The organism is Mycobacteroides chelonae CCUG 47445 (assembly GCF_001632805.1).
Taxonomy (GTDB): domain Bacteria; phylum Actinomycetota; class Actinomycetes; order Mycobacteriales; family Mycobacteriaceae; genus Mycobacterium; species Mycobacterium chelonae.
The window spans coordinates 1208196-1223291 of the sequence record NZ_CP007220.1 but is presented as its reverse complement, the minus strand read 5'-3'; the positions used below and the strand labels follow the sequence as shown (position 1 = coordinate 1223291).

At 66.3% G+C, this 15096-nt stretch carries 14 protein-coding genes; 7 read left to right on the top strand and 7 right to left on the bottom strand.

The window, feature by feature from the left end:
• Window positions 1–6 precede the first annotated feature (6 nt).
• A complete protein-coding gene (locus BB28_RS06030) occupies window positions 7–1005 on the bottom strand; it encodes a 4-hydroxy-3-methylbut-2-enyl diphosphate reductase (protein WP_046252838.1) in 999 nt (332 codons plus the stop codon).
• Window positions 1006–1065: 60 nt separating this feature from the next.
• Between BB28_RS06030 and BB28_RS06025 the strand changes: the two genes are divergently transcribed.
• The 4 genes from BB28_RS06025 to BB28_RS06010 are packed head-to-tail and all read left to right on the top strand — an operon-like array spanning window position 1066 to window position 4284.
• Complete coding sequence (locus BB28_RS06025) at window positions 1066–1773, top strand: lipid droplet-associated protein (protein ID WP_046252837.1); 708 nt, start codon at window positions 1066–1068, stop codon at window positions 1771–1773.
• Window positions 1766–2998, top strand: coding sequence for an exodeoxyribonuclease VII large subunit (xseA, locus tag BB28_RS06020; RefSeq protein WP_046252836.1), 1233 nt, complete (start codon window positions 1766–1768; stop codon window positions 2996–2998). Before BB28_RS06025 ends, xseA begins: the two co-directional genes overlap by 8 nt.
• Window positions 2995–3192 (top strand): exodeoxyribonuclease VII small subunit, encoded by a 198-nt coding sequence (locus BB28_RS06015; protein ID WP_046252835.1) that lies wholly within the window; start codon window positions 2995–2997, stop codon window positions 3190–3192. Before xseA ends, BB28_RS06015 begins: the two co-directional genes overlap by 4 nt.
• Before the next feature lie 9 nt (window positions 3193–3201).
• Entirely contained in the window at window positions 3202–4284 is a 1083-nt protein-coding gene (locus BB28_RS06010) for a D-TA family PLP-dependent enzyme (protein WP_046252834.1), read from the top strand.
• 10 nt (window positions 4285–4294) lie between these two features.
• Here the strand turns inward: BB28_RS06010 and BB28_RS06005 are convergent, their stop codons facing one another.
• Complete coding sequence (locus BB28_RS06005; RefSeq protein WP_046255577.1) at window positions 4295–4867, bottom strand: DUF4245 domain-containing protein; 573 nt, start codon at window positions 4865–4867, stop codon at window positions 4295–4297.
• A 94-nt stretch (window positions 4868–4961) separates the two neighbouring features.
• Here BB28_RS06005 and glpX point away from each other — a divergent pair, with 94 nt between their 5' ends.
• Genes glpX through BB28_RS05990 form a run of 3 tightly spaced genes read left to right on the top strand, consistent with a single transcriptional unit; the run spans window position 4962 to window position 7807 of the window.
• Window positions 4962–5990, top strand: a complete 1029-nt coding sequence (gene glpX / locus BB28_RS06000) for a class II fructose-bisphosphatase (protein WP_046255576.1) — start codon at window positions 4962–4964, stop codon at window positions 5988–5990.
• Window positions 5991–6020: 30 nt separating this feature from the next.
• Window positions 6021–7415, top strand: a complete 1395-nt coding sequence (locus BB28_RS05995) for a class II fumarate hydratase (RefSeq protein WP_075874225.1) — start codon at window positions 6021–6023, stop codon at window positions 7413–7415.
• Window positions 7416–7468: 53 nt separating this feature from the next.
• Window positions 7469–7807 carry a hypothetical protein gene (locus BB28_RS05990; protein ID WP_225422002.1) on the top strand — a complete coding sequence of 113 codons (339 nt, stop codon included), beginning with the start codon at window positions 7469–7471 and terminating at the stop codon, window positions 7805–7807.
• On the opposite strand, the gene BB28_RS05985 is transcribed toward BB28_RS05990, so the two are convergent.
• From BB28_RS05985 to BB28_RS05965, 5 genes are all read right to left on the bottom strand, one after another.
• Complete coding sequence (locus BB28_RS05985; protein ID WP_052740367.1) at window positions 7804–10161, bottom strand: penicillin acylase family protein; 2358 nt, start codon at window positions 10159–10161, stop codon at window positions 7804–7806. The genes BB28_RS05990 and BB28_RS05985 overlap by 4 nt on opposite strands.
• 2 nt (window positions 10162–10163) lie before the next feature.
• The gene (locus BB28_RS05980) at window positions 10164–11030 is read right to left on the bottom strand and encodes a polysaccharide deacetylase family protein (RefSeq protein WP_109550637.1); all 867 of its coding nucleotides are present in this window, start codon (window positions 11028–11030) and stop codon (window positions 10164–10166) included.
• A gap of 22 nt (window positions 11031–11052) precedes the next feature.
• Window positions 11053–12408, bottom strand: a complete 1356-nt coding sequence (locus BB28_RS05975) for a PhoH family protein (protein ID WP_191985248.1) — start codon at window positions 12406–12408, stop codon at window positions 11053–11055.
• 287 nt (window positions 12409–12695) lie between these two features.
• Complete coding sequence (locus BB28_RS05970) at window positions 12696–13502, bottom strand: acyl-ACP desaturase (RefSeq protein WP_046252831.1); 807 nt, start codon at window positions 13500–13502, stop codon at window positions 12696–12698.
• Between the two features lie 127 nt (window positions 13503–13629).
• Entirely contained in the window at window positions 13630–15087 is a 1458-nt protein-coding gene (locus BB28_RS05965; RefSeq protein WP_109535956.1) for a glycine hydroxymethyltransferase, read from the bottom strand.
• Window positions 15088–15096: the final 9 nt, after the last annotated feature.

Here is a 15096-nt window from a genome sequence, read left to right as displayed (position 1 = left end):
CGCGAACTAGTGTCGCGCGGCCCGCAGTTCACGCGGCAGCGAGAACACCAATGTTTCATTGGCCGTGGTGACCGGCTGCACCTGCCCGTATCCGTGCTCAGCGAGCCGCTCCAACACCCCGCGCACCAACACCTCCGGCACCGAAGCACCCGACGTGACGCCGACCGTTGTCACGCCCTCAAGCCAGGCCGGGTCGATGTCCTCGGCGTAGTCGACCAGGTAGGAAGCGTTGGAGCCGGCACCGAGGGCGACCTCGACCAACCGCACCGAGTTCGATGAGTTGCGCGAGCCGACGACGATCACCAACTCACATTCGGGGGCCATCGCCTTCACCGCGACCTGACGGTTCTGGGTGGCGTAGCAGATATCGTCGCTAGGCGGGTCCTGCAGCGTCGGGAAGCGCTCGCGCAGGCGCTGCACGGTCTCCATGGTCTCGTCGACGCTCAGCGTCGTCTGGGACAGCCAGATGACCTTCTTCTCGTCACGCACGGTGACCTTGTCCACCGAGCTGGGGCCGTCGACCAGCTGCACGTGATCGGGAGCCTCACCGGCGGTACCGATGACTTCCTCATGGCCCTCGTGACCGATCAGCAGGATGTCGAAGTCGTCGCGGGCGAACCGCTTGGCCTCCTGATGCACCTTGGTGACCAGCGGGCAGGTGGCATCGATGGTCTTCAGGTTCCGCGCGGCCGCGTCCTGGTGCACGGTCGGCGCAACACCGTGCGCGGAGAACACGACGATCGCGCCCTCGGGCACCTCGTCGGTCTCATCGACGAAGATCGCACCCGCCTTGGCCAGCGTGTCCACCACATATCGGTTGTGCACGATCTCGTGCCGCACGTAGACGGGGGCGCCGTGCTTCTCCAGCGCCCGCTCCACGGTCTCCACCGCACGATCGACACCAGCGCAGTAGCCGCGCGGCTCAGCCAGCAGCACGCGCTTGCTCGTCGCCGGGCCGACGACGGTGCTCACCATCCCCGGAGTGCCCATATCGACTGCAGCCATAGTCACCAGCTTACGGCCCAGCCTTTCGCTGCACGACCGACGTAAGGCAAGCTTGGACCTATGATTCGTCCTCCGTTCGGCGTCCGGTTGCTTCTTGGGGTCGCCGCCACCGTTCTTGAAGAGACCCGCAAGCTGCCGCAGGCGGTGCTGACCTATCCCATGACGGCCGCCAGCCAGACCGTGCAGAACTTCATGCGGTTCCAGCAGACAGTCACGGAATTGGCCATCAAGGGCGACGAGACCTGGGAAAACATCTTCCCGCCCACCGAGGAGCAGCCCGAGTGGGCCACCTTCGATGAGGACATCGACGAACTCGATGCACCCGACCCCGACGAGACGCAGGCCAACGCCGTCTACGAGGACGCGGCCGAGCGGATGACCCAGGGACGGTTTGCGCTGTACTCCTCGGAACCCACGACGCCATCGGATTCCGAGCCCGAGGCAGCCGCACCGGCCCCCGAGGCCGCGCCGGTAGCCGCGAAGGCCGCACCGCGTAAGGCGCCGGCGAAGAAGGCAGCCGCCAAGAAGGCCCCCGCCAAAAAGGCAGCGCCTGCGGCCCCCGCCGAACCGGCGGATCCGAACGCTCCCGATGTCGTCGTCGAGCTCGGCTATCACGACCTGACACTGGCGCAGCTGCGGGCGCGGCTGCAGTCGCTGTCCGTGAGCGAGCTCGAAGAGCTGCTGACCTACGAAGACGCGCACAAGGCCCGCGCGCCGTATCAGACCTTGCTCGCGAACAGGATCACCCGCGCCGCTGCCCGTGGCTGATCCGGGGACAAGCCCCGAAAACCCGTGGCCGGTCCGCGCTGTTGCGACCCGGGTGGCCAAGTGGATCGACCGCCTGGGCCAGGTGTGGGTGGAAGGTCAGCTGACACAGATCGATGTCCGGCCCGGCAGCAAGACGGTGTTCATGGTGCTGCGCGACCCGGCCGCCGATATGTCGCTGACCGTGACGTGCCCGCCCGACATGGTGCGCAACGCCCCGGTGAAGCTGACCGAAGGCACCCAGGTGGTGGTGTGCGGTAAACCCACCTTCTACACGGTGCGCGGATCGTTTTCTTTGCGGCTCAGCGAGATCCGTGCGGTAGGTATCGGTGAGCTGCTGGCCCGGATCGAGCGGCTGCGTCAGTTGCTGGCCGCCGAGGGACTGTTCGACGCGCGACTCAAGCGCCCGGTCCCGTTCCTGCCGTCCCGCATCGGCCTGATCACCGGCCGGGCCAGCGCCGCCGAGCACGACGTGACCTCGGTGGCCTTGTCGCGTTGGCCCGCAGTGCAATTCACGGTCCGCAACACTCCCGTGCAGGGCCCGCACGCGGTCGCCGAGATCGTTGCCGCGCTACAGGCGCTGGATGCCGACCCCGGGGTGGACGTGATCGTGCTGGCCCGTGGCGGTGGCAGCGTGGAGGACCTGCTGCCGTTCTCCGATGAGACCCTGTGCCGCGCGATTTCGGCATGCCGCACCCCGGTAGTCAGCGCCGTTGGGCATGAGCCGGACAACCCGCTCTCCGATCTGGTGGCGGACCTGCGCGCGGCCACACCCACCGACGCGGCCAAGAAACTGGTGCCCGACGCGGCGGCCGAACAGGCGTTGATTCTGGACCTGCGACGGCGTTCGGCTCAGGCATTGCGCAACTGGGTGCAACGCGAGCAGCGCGGGCTGGACCAGGTACGCAGCCGGCCGGTGCTGGCCGATCCGCTCCGGATGGTCACCGTGCGCCAGGATGAAATCGCCGTCGCGCGAACGGCATTGCGCCGCGATATGAAGCGGCTGGTGGAATCCGAATCGCAACGGGTAGGCCACTTATCGGCGCAGCTGGCCACGCTGGGACCCGCCGCTACCCTGGCCCGTGGGTACTCAGTGGTGCAACGGGTACGCGACGATGGCACGGTGGAGGTGCTGCGGACGGTGACCGATGCACCCGCAGGGGCATCGCTGCGTGTGCGCGTTTCCGATGGTGCCGTGACCGCAACCGTGACAGGAGAATCGTCATGACCAATCCCGCCGAACTCGGTTACGAGCAGGCGCGCGCCGAGCTCATCGAGGTCGTGCAGCAGCTCGAACAGGGCGGGCTGGATCTGGACACCTCGCTGGCGCTCTGGGAACGCGGTGAGGCACTGGCCAAACGCTGCGAGGAGCACCTGGCAGGCGCACGCAAGCGCATCGAGGACGCGCTGGACTCCGATTAGTGTCAAGACATGTCTGACACGATGCAACCTTGTGGTCTGGACGATATCGACACCCCTTTCCTGGCCGTCGATCTGGCGGTGATGGACCGCAACATCGCACGGCTGGCGGGTCGCCTCCGCGGCACCGGGGTCCAGCTGCGGCCACATGCCAAGAGCCACAAGTGTGTTGAGATAGCACAGCGCCAGATCGACAGTGGAGCCATTGGTCTTACCGTCGCCACGATCGGTGAGGCCGAGGTCTTCGCGGACGCGGGATTCACCGATCTGTTCATCGCCTACCCGCTGTGGCTAACTCCGCAGAAGGCGGACCGGATACGGAAGGTGACCGCCCGCGCGCAACTGCGCGTGGGGGTGGATTCCCTCGCGGGTGCCCAGCAGTTGGCCGAGTATCTCGCCGATGTACCCATCACCGTCGTCATCGAGGTCGACTCCGGCCATCACCGCACCGGGGTCGTTCCGGCCGAGGCCGGTGACGTTGCGGCGGCAGCGCGCGCTGCCGGACTGAATGTCGTGGGTGTCTTCACATTTCCGGGCCACGGCTACACACCCGGCCACCGCGCAGAGGTCGCCGCTCAGGAATCTCACGCACTTGGGGCGGCCGCCGACAGCCTGCGCGCACAGGGGATCGAGCCGTCCGTGATCAGCGGCGGCTCCACCCCCACCGTCGAAGCCGCCGACAACACGGTGCTGACCGAGGTACGACCGGGTGTCTACCCGTTCAACGATGCCCAGCAGTTCGAGTTGGAGGTCTGCACGCTCGACGACATCGCCCTCAGTGCCGTCACCACAGTGGTGCACACCCGCGACCGGACCGCCGTCGTGGATGCGGGCAGCAAGATCCTGGGCGCCGACCGGCCGGGCTGGGCCACCGGTTTCGGACGGGTAATCAGCGAACCGGATGCGCGCATCGTCGCGCTGTCCGAGCACCACGCAACCATCGAGTTCCCCGGGGCGGCACCGGCTGCGGGCACCCGTCTGCGCATCGCGCCGAACCATCTGTGCAATGCGGTGAACCTGGTCGACACGCTAGTGGTGGATGCCTCGGGCGGCCCGCGCCGCTGGGCGGTGGCAGCACGAGGCGCCAACACCTAGATGCGCGCCCCTAGCGCGGCAGCGGCTTAGCGGTTTGCACCGCGCGCGCGACGGTCCGGAAGTCTTCGGTGTTTCCGGACCCGGTGAGGGCGACGGTCACCGAGTTGTCCAGCCGGGTCGCCCACAGCGGCTCCGTGCCCTCGCCACCCTCGTAGGCCACCCAGCTCACGCCGTCGACATTCTCCGGCCCGCGGGGCACCAGCCCACTGTCGAGCTTCGGGACCAGCTTCTCCTCGGGGGCACCGCTTTGCACCACCGCCATGTAGGTACCGGTCGGGCTCAGGTAGCCCACCTTGGACAGCGGCATCCCCTCGACGCTGTCGCGCCCACCGGAGTTGGCCCGCCAACCCGCGGGCAGCGACGGCTCCCGGACCGGGAACGGAAACTGCCGGGCATCGGCCTGCAGCGCGGCGTGCGCGTCATACGAGGGCGGCTCACCGACCGTCGGCCCATTCGGCGTGAAGGAACACATCCCCAGCAGTCCGGCCAGCACGATGCACGCGACTACCAGCGGAGCCATCGACCAGAACATGTCCCGGCCGTCCTGAAACAACCGCGGCTTGGCCGGACGGGGTGCGGGCACGGCGATGCGATCGTCGGGTCCGGAATCTTGGTCCGGATCGGGTGCGCCTCCCACGCCCCCATCCTTGCAGGCGCGCATGAAACAATCACAACCCATGAGCCCGTCGCGCAGAGAAGCCCCGGACCGCAACCTGGCGTTAGAGCTGGTCAGAGTGACCGAGGCGGGTGCCATGGCCGCAGGTCGATGGGTCGGCCGCGGTGAGAAGGAGAAGGGTGACGGCGCCGCCGTCGACGCCATGCGTGAGCTGGTCAACTCGGTTTCCATGCGCGGCGTGGTAGTCATCGGCGAGGGCGAGAAGGACAACGCCCCGATGCTCTACAACGGCGAGGAAGTCGGCAACGGCGACGGCCCGGACTGCGATTTCGCGGTGGACCCGGTGGACGGAACCACCCTGATGAGCAAGGGCATGCCGAACGCCATCTCGGTGCTCGCAGTGTCCGAGCGCGGCGCGATGTTCGACCCGTCGGCCGTCTTCTACATGGAGAAGATCGCTGTCGGCCCCGACGCCGCCGATGTCATCGACATCACAGCCCCCGTTTCGGAGAACATCAAGCGCGTCGCCAAGGTCCGCAACTGTTCGGTCTCCGACATCACCGTCTGCATCCTGGACCGCCCCCGCCACGGCGAGCTGATCCAGAACGTCCGCGAGACCGGCGCCCGCATCCGCCTCATTTCCGACGGCGACGTGGCCGGTGCCATCTCGACGGCCCGCCCCAACTCCGGCACCGACATGCTGCTGGGTATCGGTGGCACGCCCGAGGGCATCATCGCCGCGGCCGCCATGCGTTGCATGGGCGGTGCCATCCACGGCAAGCTCGCCCCGCGCGATGACGAGGAACGCCAGAAAGCCATCGACGCCGGGTACGACTTGGATCAGATCCTGACCACCGAGGACCTGGTTTCCGGCGAAAACGTCTTCTTCTGCGCAACCGGCGTCACCGACGGCGATCTGCTGCAGGGTGTCCGGTACTTCGGCGGCGGCTGCACCACGCAGTCGATCGTGATGCGCTCCAAGTCCGGCACCGTCCGGATGATCGAGGCGTACCACCGCCTCACCAAGCTCCGCGAGTACTCCGCGGTCGACTTCACCGGCGACGACGGCGCCACCCACCCCCTCCCCTAATTCCATCATCGACGACGAGAAGGAAGACCATTGTCTGAACAGCAGTACCGCATCGAGCACGACACCATGGGCGAGGTCCGGGTGCCCGTGGAAGCACTGTGGCGCGCGCAGACTCAGCGCGCCGTCGAGAACTTCCCCATCTCGGGGCGCGGCCTGGAGCGCACCCAGATCCGTGCGCTCGGCCTCCTCAAGGGCGCCTGCGCGCAGGTGAACAAGGACCTGGGTCTGCTGGACCCGGCCAAGGCTGACGCCATCATCGCCGCCGCCGCCGAGATCGCCGACGGCAAGCACGACGACCAGTTCCCCATCGACGTGTTCCAGACCGGCTCGGGCACCAGCTCGAACATGAACGCCAACGAGGTGATCGCCTCGATCGCCGCCAACAGCGGCGTGACGGTGCACCCGAATGACGACGTGAACATGTCGCAGTCCTCCAACGACACCTTCCCGACGGCCACGCACCTGGCCGCGACGGAAGCCGCTGTGCGCGACCTGATTCCCGCGCTGGACTACCTGCAGCAGGCGCTGGCCACCAAGGCCAAGGCCTGGAAGACCGTGGTCAAGTCCGGCCGCACCCACCTGATGGATGCGGTGCCGGTGACCCTGGGCCAGGAATTCGGCGGCTACGCCCGCCAGATCGAGGCCGGCGCGGAGCGCGTGAAGGCGACGCTCCCCCGTCTCGGTGAGCTGCCCATCGGCGGTACCGCCGTCGGCACCGGCCTCAACGCCCCCGACGGCTTCGGCGCCAAGGTCGTCGAGGAACTCAAGAAGTCGACGGGCCTGTCGGAGCTGAAGACCGCCGCCGACTCGTTCGAGGCGCAGGCCGCTCGTGACGGACTGGTCGAGGCGTCAGGCGCGCTGAAGACCATCGCCGCGTCATTGACCAAGATTGCCAACGACATTCGGTGGATGGGCTCCGGGCCGCTGACCGGCCTGGGCGAGATCCAGCTCCCCGACCTGCAGCCCGGCAGCTCGATCATGCCCGGCAAGGTCAACCCGGTGCTGCCCGAGGCCGTGACCCAGGTGGCCGCACAGGTCATCGGCAACGACGCCGCCATCACCGTCGGCGGACTGTCCGGTGCCTTTGAACTCAACGTGTACATCCCCGTGATGGCGCGCAACCTGCTGGAGTCGTTCACGTTGCTGGCCAACGTGTCTCGCCTCTTCGTCGACAAGTGCGTGGACGGCCTGGTGGCCAACGAGGAGCACCTGAAGACGCTGGCGGAGTCCTCCCCGTCGATTGTCACCCCGCTGAACTCGGCCATCGGCTACGAAGAGGCGGCGGCCGTCGCGAAGGAAGCACTCAAGGAGCGCAAGACCATTCGCCAGACCGTCATCGATCGCGGCCTCATCGGCGACAAGCTGAGCATCGAGGAACTGGACAAGCGCCTGGACGTGCTCGCCATGGCGAAGGTCAAAGATTAATTAAGGCTCGGTTCGTCCATCTGGTCCTCGTCATCGCCGGTATCTACCAGGCGGTGACGGGGACCTGGGCGATTGTGGCCCCCGAATCGTTCTTCGACACGCTCGGTGCGTTCGGCGTGCGAAACGACCACTACCTGTTCGACTTCGGGTCCTTCGCGATCCCGGTAGGGCTGGCGCTGCTGGCCGCGGTGAAGTGGCCGTCGTGGCGGGTCCCCGCGCTGGCCATTGCCACCGGCCACTGGGTGCTGCACACCGTGAGCCATCTGGTGGATACCAACCATCACCAGGGCCAGACCCTGGGACTGTTCGAAGGACTCGGCCTGTTGGTGACGGCGGTGCTCATGGCACTGGCGCTGTGGTTCGCGGCATCCGGGGAATCCCGGGCAGATTAGCGCGGCCTCGATATCGTGACCGTGGACACCGCCTCCTTGGCGACATCGGCGGCGGTGAACGCCAACGGGCGCAGCTGTTCGGCACTGAATGCCTGCGCGCCCGCGTAGTACGCGGGGTTCCTGGAGTCATCCGGGTTGCCGTAGACCAGAAGGCCTTTCGCATCCGGCCCGTCGGGACCGTATTGCAGCGCCATGATGAAGCTGTCGCCCTCCTGGATGGGGTACCCGTTGAGTACCCCCGAAGGGCCGGGGATGGCGCGCAGCTCCGTGCCGGGTTGCAGGCGTTCACCGGGACTGGGTTGCGGCTCGGAGCTGGTGCCCCAGGAGCAGCAATCCACGATGTTGGCGGCGCCTTCGATGTCGGTTCCACCACCGATCGGCAGCAGCCGTCCGGTATGCACCTCGCGTTGCAGGTCCCCCAAGGGCGCATCGACCGGAATGCCGGCGCGCTGCAACAGCCGCACGGCGGCCGCCAGTTCGGTGAGCCAGGGTCCAACGTCGGTGACCGGAACCGCTGGCGAGCCAATGGGATTGGACGGATTGAACCCGTCGGCGAAAAGCCTGCCGCGGTCCTTTCGCTCCTCAGGGGTGAAGCGGGAGAGCCATTCGCGGAACACGGCGGCACCGCGCGCGGTCTTGGTGAATCTGCCATCCCAGGCGGCCAGCGCCGAGCATGCCGGGGCCAGGTCCACACCGTCGACAACCTTGGTCGCCGTGCAAGCCCGTACCAGCGGTATACGCAGCTGATCGGCCAGGATCGCGCGATCGGAGAACAACGCGGCGCCCACATCGTCAATCGTCCACCTGCCGCTGTTCTCGGCGAGGAGGCGCGCGTTGGTCTTGGTGCGGGGCGTCAGCATCCACCCCTCGCCGCCCTGCTGTGGCTGATAGCCGGTGAGCAGCTGATCCGGATGAGCAAGCCACATACTGTCATTGGCGTTGAAGACGTAGTCTCGCCGCTCGAGCTGGGGCATGTGGTCGTACCCGATAAGCCCGGGCGCCGCGGCGTTGTCATCGTCGGCCCAGTCGAAAAGCGACCGGGAGCCATTCAGCACCACCATGCCCGCGGAGCGATACGCATCCCTGATCAGTCCCGGCTTTTCGCGATCCACCGCCCATGCGGCGAGCGCCTCCCTGGACAGGTTGGGGGTGGCGGAGCTGTCGACAATCCAGGCACGTCCGTCGGCGCTCGTCGAGACGGTATTCATCCATGGCACTCCGCGATTGGCCCGGAAAACATCCTGGAAATCGTCCATGGATTTCGCGGTGGCCATGCCCAGATACTGGGTCAGCGTGGTGTTGGTATCGGCGTTGGCATCGGCCATCGCGATGGCCTGCGCCCGCGTCCAGCCCACGGTGTCCACGTCGGCTACCGGTCCGTGTTTGGTGGAGTAGAGGGTGCGGCTCATCGGCGAGATGCCTTGTTCGCCGGCCACTTCGATGGTGATGGGGTCGGCCGTCATCACCTGGCGCTGTCCGTCCACGTAGTACGCGGTGGGGTCGGACGGATCCAGGTCGTAGCGATACAGCGCGAAACGGCGCCCGGCTGCCACGGTGGCCGTCCAGGCCACCGCATCGGTGAATCCGAGTTGCACCAACGGCATTCCGGACAATCCGACGCCGTAGACGTTGAGTTGTCCGGGGATGCTCTGATGCGCCTCCCACAGACGGTTCTCGCCCGTCCAGGGGTAATGCGGGTTCGCCAGTAGTAAGCCACCGCCGGTGCTGGAGCGTTCCGACCCCAACGCCCATCCGTTGCTTCCCATCCGTGGTGGGGCGGGCAGCGCACCCGGGTGCGGCGCCGACGTGCCTGAAGGCGGCTGTGCCCTACCGATTTCGGTGATCATGGAGATGCTGGACACCGTCATCACGACATCGGAGAAATGCGCGTACAAGTCCTGCGCCGTGATCGGGCCGACCCAACCCGCACCGTCGCACCAGCCACCGTTCACGCCGTTGAGCGACAGGGACTCGTTGAATCCGGCGACGTATCCGTCGACGAGCTCACCCACTCTGGCCGGCTGATCGGCCCAGCGTTTGGGCGCGTTCTCCCACAGCTTCAGGTGGCGGTAACCGAAGTCCATATCGATGTTCCGATTGCCGGCACCCGGCCCCAGCCACTTGCTGCGCTCGCCGCGGACCTTGATGATCTGATCGATCAGTGTGCAGGCGCGATCCTCCGCGAACGCATACCCGGTGCCGTAACCCAGTGAGCCCCAATCATCCGCGCTGACATGCGGGACACCGCGTTCGTCTCGGCTGATCGTCGCAACGTAACGCTGAGGAGCGGGAAGTACGACGCTGGCGGGTCCGACAAGCAATGCCGTGATCAACGCCAAGGCGACGAGTCGCACCACTACTGCCCGACGGCCGGTCCACCCGCACCCTGGTTGGGCAGGTCGGTGATGGGGATGTTCGTCGCGGGCAGCGGCGACGGAGTGTTCGGCAGCGGCGGAATCTCCGACTCCGGAATATCTTTCAGCAGGTTCACAGGTGGCCCGTTATCGCGGCTGCCGTAACTGCTACCGGGTTCACGCGGGCCGAGCAGCTTCGTGACGGTGACCGCGTGGTATCCGTTGGCCCTGAGCACCGGGAGAAACTGCTCAACCAGATCCACTGTGCTGGAGTAGGTGTCGTGGAACAGCACCACAGATCCCGGCTTGATCTGCGACATCAGGATGGCCCGGGTGGCGTCGGTGTTCGAATCGTTGGCCCAGTCGAACGGGATCACATCCCAGTTGATATCGGCCAGCCCCTGTTTCTTGGCCTCGGCCAGCACCTGGTCGTTGATCAGGCCACCGGCGGTTCGGAACAGCTTGGGGCGCTTGCCCGTGGCCGCTTCGATCGCATCACTGGCCTTACTCAGCTGGCTCGCGATCGCCTCCGGCGGGATCGTCGTCATGTTGGGGTGTTCCCAGGTATGGCTGCCGAGTTCCATCCCGGCATCCACCACTCGTTTGGCGCCCGCCGGGTCGCGCTGAACCTTGTTGCCGATTTCGAAGAAGGTCGAGTGCGCGCCGTTGGCTCGCAGGACCTCCAACAGCCGGTCGGTGAACGGGCTGGGCCCGTCATCGAATGTCAGCGCGACACACTTCTCGCGTTGGCAGTCCACCGGCTCGGCGAGGGCGCGCTGCTTGTCGGTGACGACGATCGCGGCCGCGATCAAACTTCCCACAGCGGCCGCGACCATCGTCCACCGAAAGACATCACGCTTGGATAGCACGCCCCACAGCGTAACCGTCAGTTCAGGAAGAGAGCCCGGGGCCGAACTCCTCCAGCATCTCCGTGACCAGCGCCGCGATGGGTGACCGCTCGCTGCGTACCAGTGTGACGTGCGCGAACAGCGGATGTCCCTTGAGCTTCTCGATCACCGCGGCGACACCGTCGTGACGACCGACACGCAGGTTGTCACGCTGCGCGACGTCGTGGGTGAGCACCACCCGAGAGCCGGTGCCCAACCGCGACAGCACGGTCAGCAGCACGTTGCGCTCCAGGGACTGCGCCTCGTCGACGATCACAAAGGAGTCATGCAGGGACCGTCCGCGGATGTGCGTGAGTGGGAGCACCTCGAGCATGCCGCGCGACAGCACTTCTTCGATGACTGCCGGCGACGCCAGACCTTCGAGGGTGTCGAAGACGGCCTGCGCCCACGGGCCCATCTTCTCGCTCTCGCTGCCCGGCAGATAGCCCAACTCCTGACCGCCTACCGCGTACAGCGGCCGAAACACCACGACCTTGCGGTGACTGCGGCGCTCCAGCACCGCTTCCAGTCCGGCACACAGCGCCAGCGCCGATTTACCGGTGCCTGCCTTGCCGCCCAGGGAAACGATGCCTACCGACTCATCGAGCAGGATGTCCAGTGCCACACGCTGTTCCGCGGAGCGACCACGCAGTCCGAAGACCTCACGGTCACCGCGAACCAACTGCACCCGCTTCTCCGCGTTGACTCGGCCAAGAGCGCTCGAGGTGCCGCCGAGTAACCGAACTCCGGTGTGGCACGGGAGATCTCGCGCCGCCTCCAGATCGGCCTCGCCCGCCTCGAAGAGCGAGTCGATGACCTCGGCAGTGGTGTCCAGTTCGGTCATGCCCGTCCAGCCCGAGTTCACCACGTCCTGGGCCCGGTACTCGTCGGCGGCCAAGCCCACCGCACCGGCCTTGACGCGCAGCGGGATGTCCTTGCTCACCAACGTAACCAGCTTGCCCTCGGCGGCGAGGTTGAGTGCGCACGCCAGAATCCGAGAGTCGTTGGAGTCGGTGCGGAAGCCCACGGGCAGCACCGAGGGATCGGTGTGATTCAGCTCGACGTGCAGCGAACCACCCTGTGTCCCTACAGGAATGGACTGATCAAGGCGGCCATACTCCAACCGCAGATCATCGAGCATCCGCAACGCAGTGCGGGCGAACCAACCCAACTCGTGATGGTGACGCTTGCCTTCCAGCTCGCTGATCACCACCAACGGGATCACTACCTCGTGTTCGGCGAATCGGTTTGTGGCCCAAGGGTCGGACAACAACACCGAGGTGTCGAGCACATAGGTACGGATTGTCCCAGGGTTCTTTGAAGCAGTCACCGAGCGCTCCTGACATCCGTGCGGCACCACACGCGATCTGTCGTGGACGCGGTCGGTACCGTGTGTGGACGCCTCGTGAGACCGTCCACATCAGGACCGGGGCCGGTCCTGTCGTTTTCGCCACGATCAGTACCTCCCGGATAGCAAAGCATGTCGCTAGCCATCGCTTTTGACGCTACTCGCACCTACGCGCAGATGCCGCGCACCGAATCGAGCGTGTTGACTAACTCCGGGTTAACGCACATTTCGCGCGAGTGTCGAGTTGTCACACAGAAAACGCGAGTGTCCCCCGCCATCGGTCGACACTCGGCGAGCGATCAGAGCCGCTCGGTGACGCCCCACTTGTCGGTGAGTTCGCGGACCACATCCTGCACGGTGACCGCGTCGATGATTCCGGCCTCGGCCACCGAGGCGACCTTGTCCTCATAGCCATCGATATCGGCCCCGATAACCTTCAGTTCCGCGGCGCGCGCCTTGATGGCGGCAATGGTGTCCTCGGGGTAAAGACGCAGGCATTCGAGCACGATGTTGCTGTAGATCTGCTCGTGACGACGCTCGTCCTTCTCGATGTTCGCGAGCAGGCCCTTGAGCACCACATCGTCAGCCTGCGCGGCCAGGTTCTGAACGAACACCGCGTGCATCTGCTCGAAGAACGCGTTGAACACCAGCGTCTCGATCTGGTTGTACGAGTCGGCCCGGTAGCCCTTCATGACGTGAGCCAGCCGGGTGTCCTCGTCGCCGTTGGGGTCGGCGTTACGGGTCACCACGAGGTACTCGCGCAGCGCGATGGCGTGCAGGTTCTCCTCGGCGGTCCAGCGGCCGATGAAGTCGGCCCACGGGATGATCTCCAGCGAGAAGTGCTCGACCATCTCGCGGTGGTAGCCGGCCAGGTTGTCCTTGGTGATCAGCAGGATCTGGATGGCGTCGACGACGGCCTTGGGCAGCTTGACATCAGAGGGCTCCCAGTCGCGTCCGCCCAGGAAGGCGAAGTTCTCGCCCTCGTCGTAGGGGACGTGCTCATGGGCGTACCAAAGCTCCGCGGTATCGCGGTGGCGATCGATGTTCTCGGCGACGACATCCGTCAGCTCAAGAGTCAACGCATTGGGTACAGGTTTCTGTGCCATGCGGTAACGGTAACCGGACGAATCAGAAATGGGAAATCGCCGCGCGGCCCTTCGCGCGGAGACACTTAGTACCGCAAAACCCCAGTAAGGGCGGGTACTAAGCGTCCGCTCGTGGTGACTAAAGACCCTAGAGAGTGAGTCCCGGATACAGGGGGTTGGCGGCCAGCAATTCGGCCGAAGCGGCCTTCACGCGATCCGCGACACCATCGGCAAGGGTGTACTTCGCCTTCGAGGTGCCATCGGCCTCGGTGTTGGACAGCACGTCGACCACAAGCTCGGCGACCTTGTCGAACTCGTCGGCGTCGAAACCGCGGCTGGTGAGCGCCGGGGTGCCGAACCGGATGCCGCTGGTGTACCAGGCGCCATTGGGGTCTGCCGGGATGGCGTTGCGGTTGGTGACGACGCCGGCGTCGAGCAGGGCCGACTCGGCCTGCCGCCCGGTGAGCCCGAAGGACTGCACATCGAGCAGCACCAGGTGGTTGTCGGTTCCGCCGGTGACCAGGCGTGCGCCCCGCTTCAGGAAACCCTCGGCCAGTGACTTGGCGTTGTCCGCGACGCGCTGTGCGTACGCCTGAAACGAGGGCTGGCGCGCCTCGGCCAGGGCGACGGCCTTGGCGGCCATCACGTGCGAGAGCGGTCCGCCCAGCACCATCGGGCAGCCCTTGTCCACGGCATCGGAGTACTCGGCGGTGGCCAGCACCAGGCCGCCCCGGGGTCCACGCAACGACTTGTGGGTCGTGGTCGTGGTGATGTGGGCGTGCGGCACCGGGTCCTCGTCGCCGGTGAACACCTTTCCGGCGACCAGGCCGGCGAAGTGCGCCATATCGACGAACAGGGTGGCGCCCACCTCGTCGGCGATCTCACGCAGCTTGGCGAAGTTCACCCGGCGCGGGTAGGCGGAGTAGCCACCCACCAGCACCAGCGGCTTGAACTCGCGTGCCGCCGCGGCCAGTGCGTCGTAGTCCAGCAGGCCGGTTTCGGGATCGGTGCCGTAGCTGCGCTGGTGGAACATCTTGCCCGAGATGTTCGGGCGGAAGCCGTGGGTCAGGTGGCCACCGGTGTCCAGTGACATACCCATCAGGCGCTGGTTGCCGTACTGGTGGCGCAGCTCCTCCCAATCGGTCTCGGAGAGGTCGTTGACATTGCGCACCCCCTTCTCGGCCAGCGCGGGGGCCTCGACGCGTGTCGCGAGGATCGCCCAGTAGGCGACGAGGTTGGCATCGATACCCGAGTGCGGCTGCGCGTAGGCATACGGCGCCCCGAACAGCTCGCGGGCGTGCTCGGCCGCCAGTGCCTCGACGGTGTCGACGTTCTGGCAACCGGCATAGAAGCGGTGGCCGATGGTGCCCTCGGCGTACTTGTCAGACAGCCAGGTACCCATGGTCAGCAGCACGGCCGGCGAGGCGTAGTTCTCGCTGGCGATCAGCTTGAGCGAATCGCGTTGGTCAGCAAGCTCTTTACGGGTCGCATCCGCGATCCGCGGCTCGATGGTCGCGATGACTTCCAGGGCCGATCGGTAGGCGGCGCTGGCGGTCTCGGCGTACTGCGCGCCCTGCGCGATATCACTGGATGCTGAGGTCGTCATGGCCATCAG

Coding starts and splice junctions, on each gene's coding strand:
- BB28_RS05965 (WP_109535956.1), bottom strand. CDS start 15,087: ATGACGACCTCAGCATCCAGTGATATCGCGCAGGGCGCGCAGTACGCC.
- glpX (WP_046255576.1), top strand. CDS start 4,962: ATGAGCCCGTCGCGCAGAGAAGCCCCGGACCGCAACCTGGCGTTAGAG.
- BB28_RS06025 (WP_046252837.1), top strand. CDS start 1,066: ATGATTCGTCCTCCGTTCGGCGTCCGGTTGCTTCTTGGGGTCGCCGCC.
- BB28_RS06015 (WP_046252835.1), top strand. CDS start 2,995: ATGACCAATCCCGCCGAACTCGGTTACGAGCAGGCGCGCGCCGAGCTC.
- BB28_RS06010 (WP_046252834.1), top strand. CDS start 3,202: ATGTCTGACACGATGCAACCTTGTGGTCTGGACGATATCGACACCCCT.
- BB28_RS05970 (WP_046252831.1), bottom strand. CDS start 13,502: ATGGCACAGAAACCTGTACCCAATGCGTTGACTCTTGAGCTGACGGAT.
- BB28_RS06030 (WP_046252838.1), bottom strand. CDS start 1,005: ATGGCTGCAGTCGATATGGGCACTCCGGGGATGGTGAGCACCGTCGTC.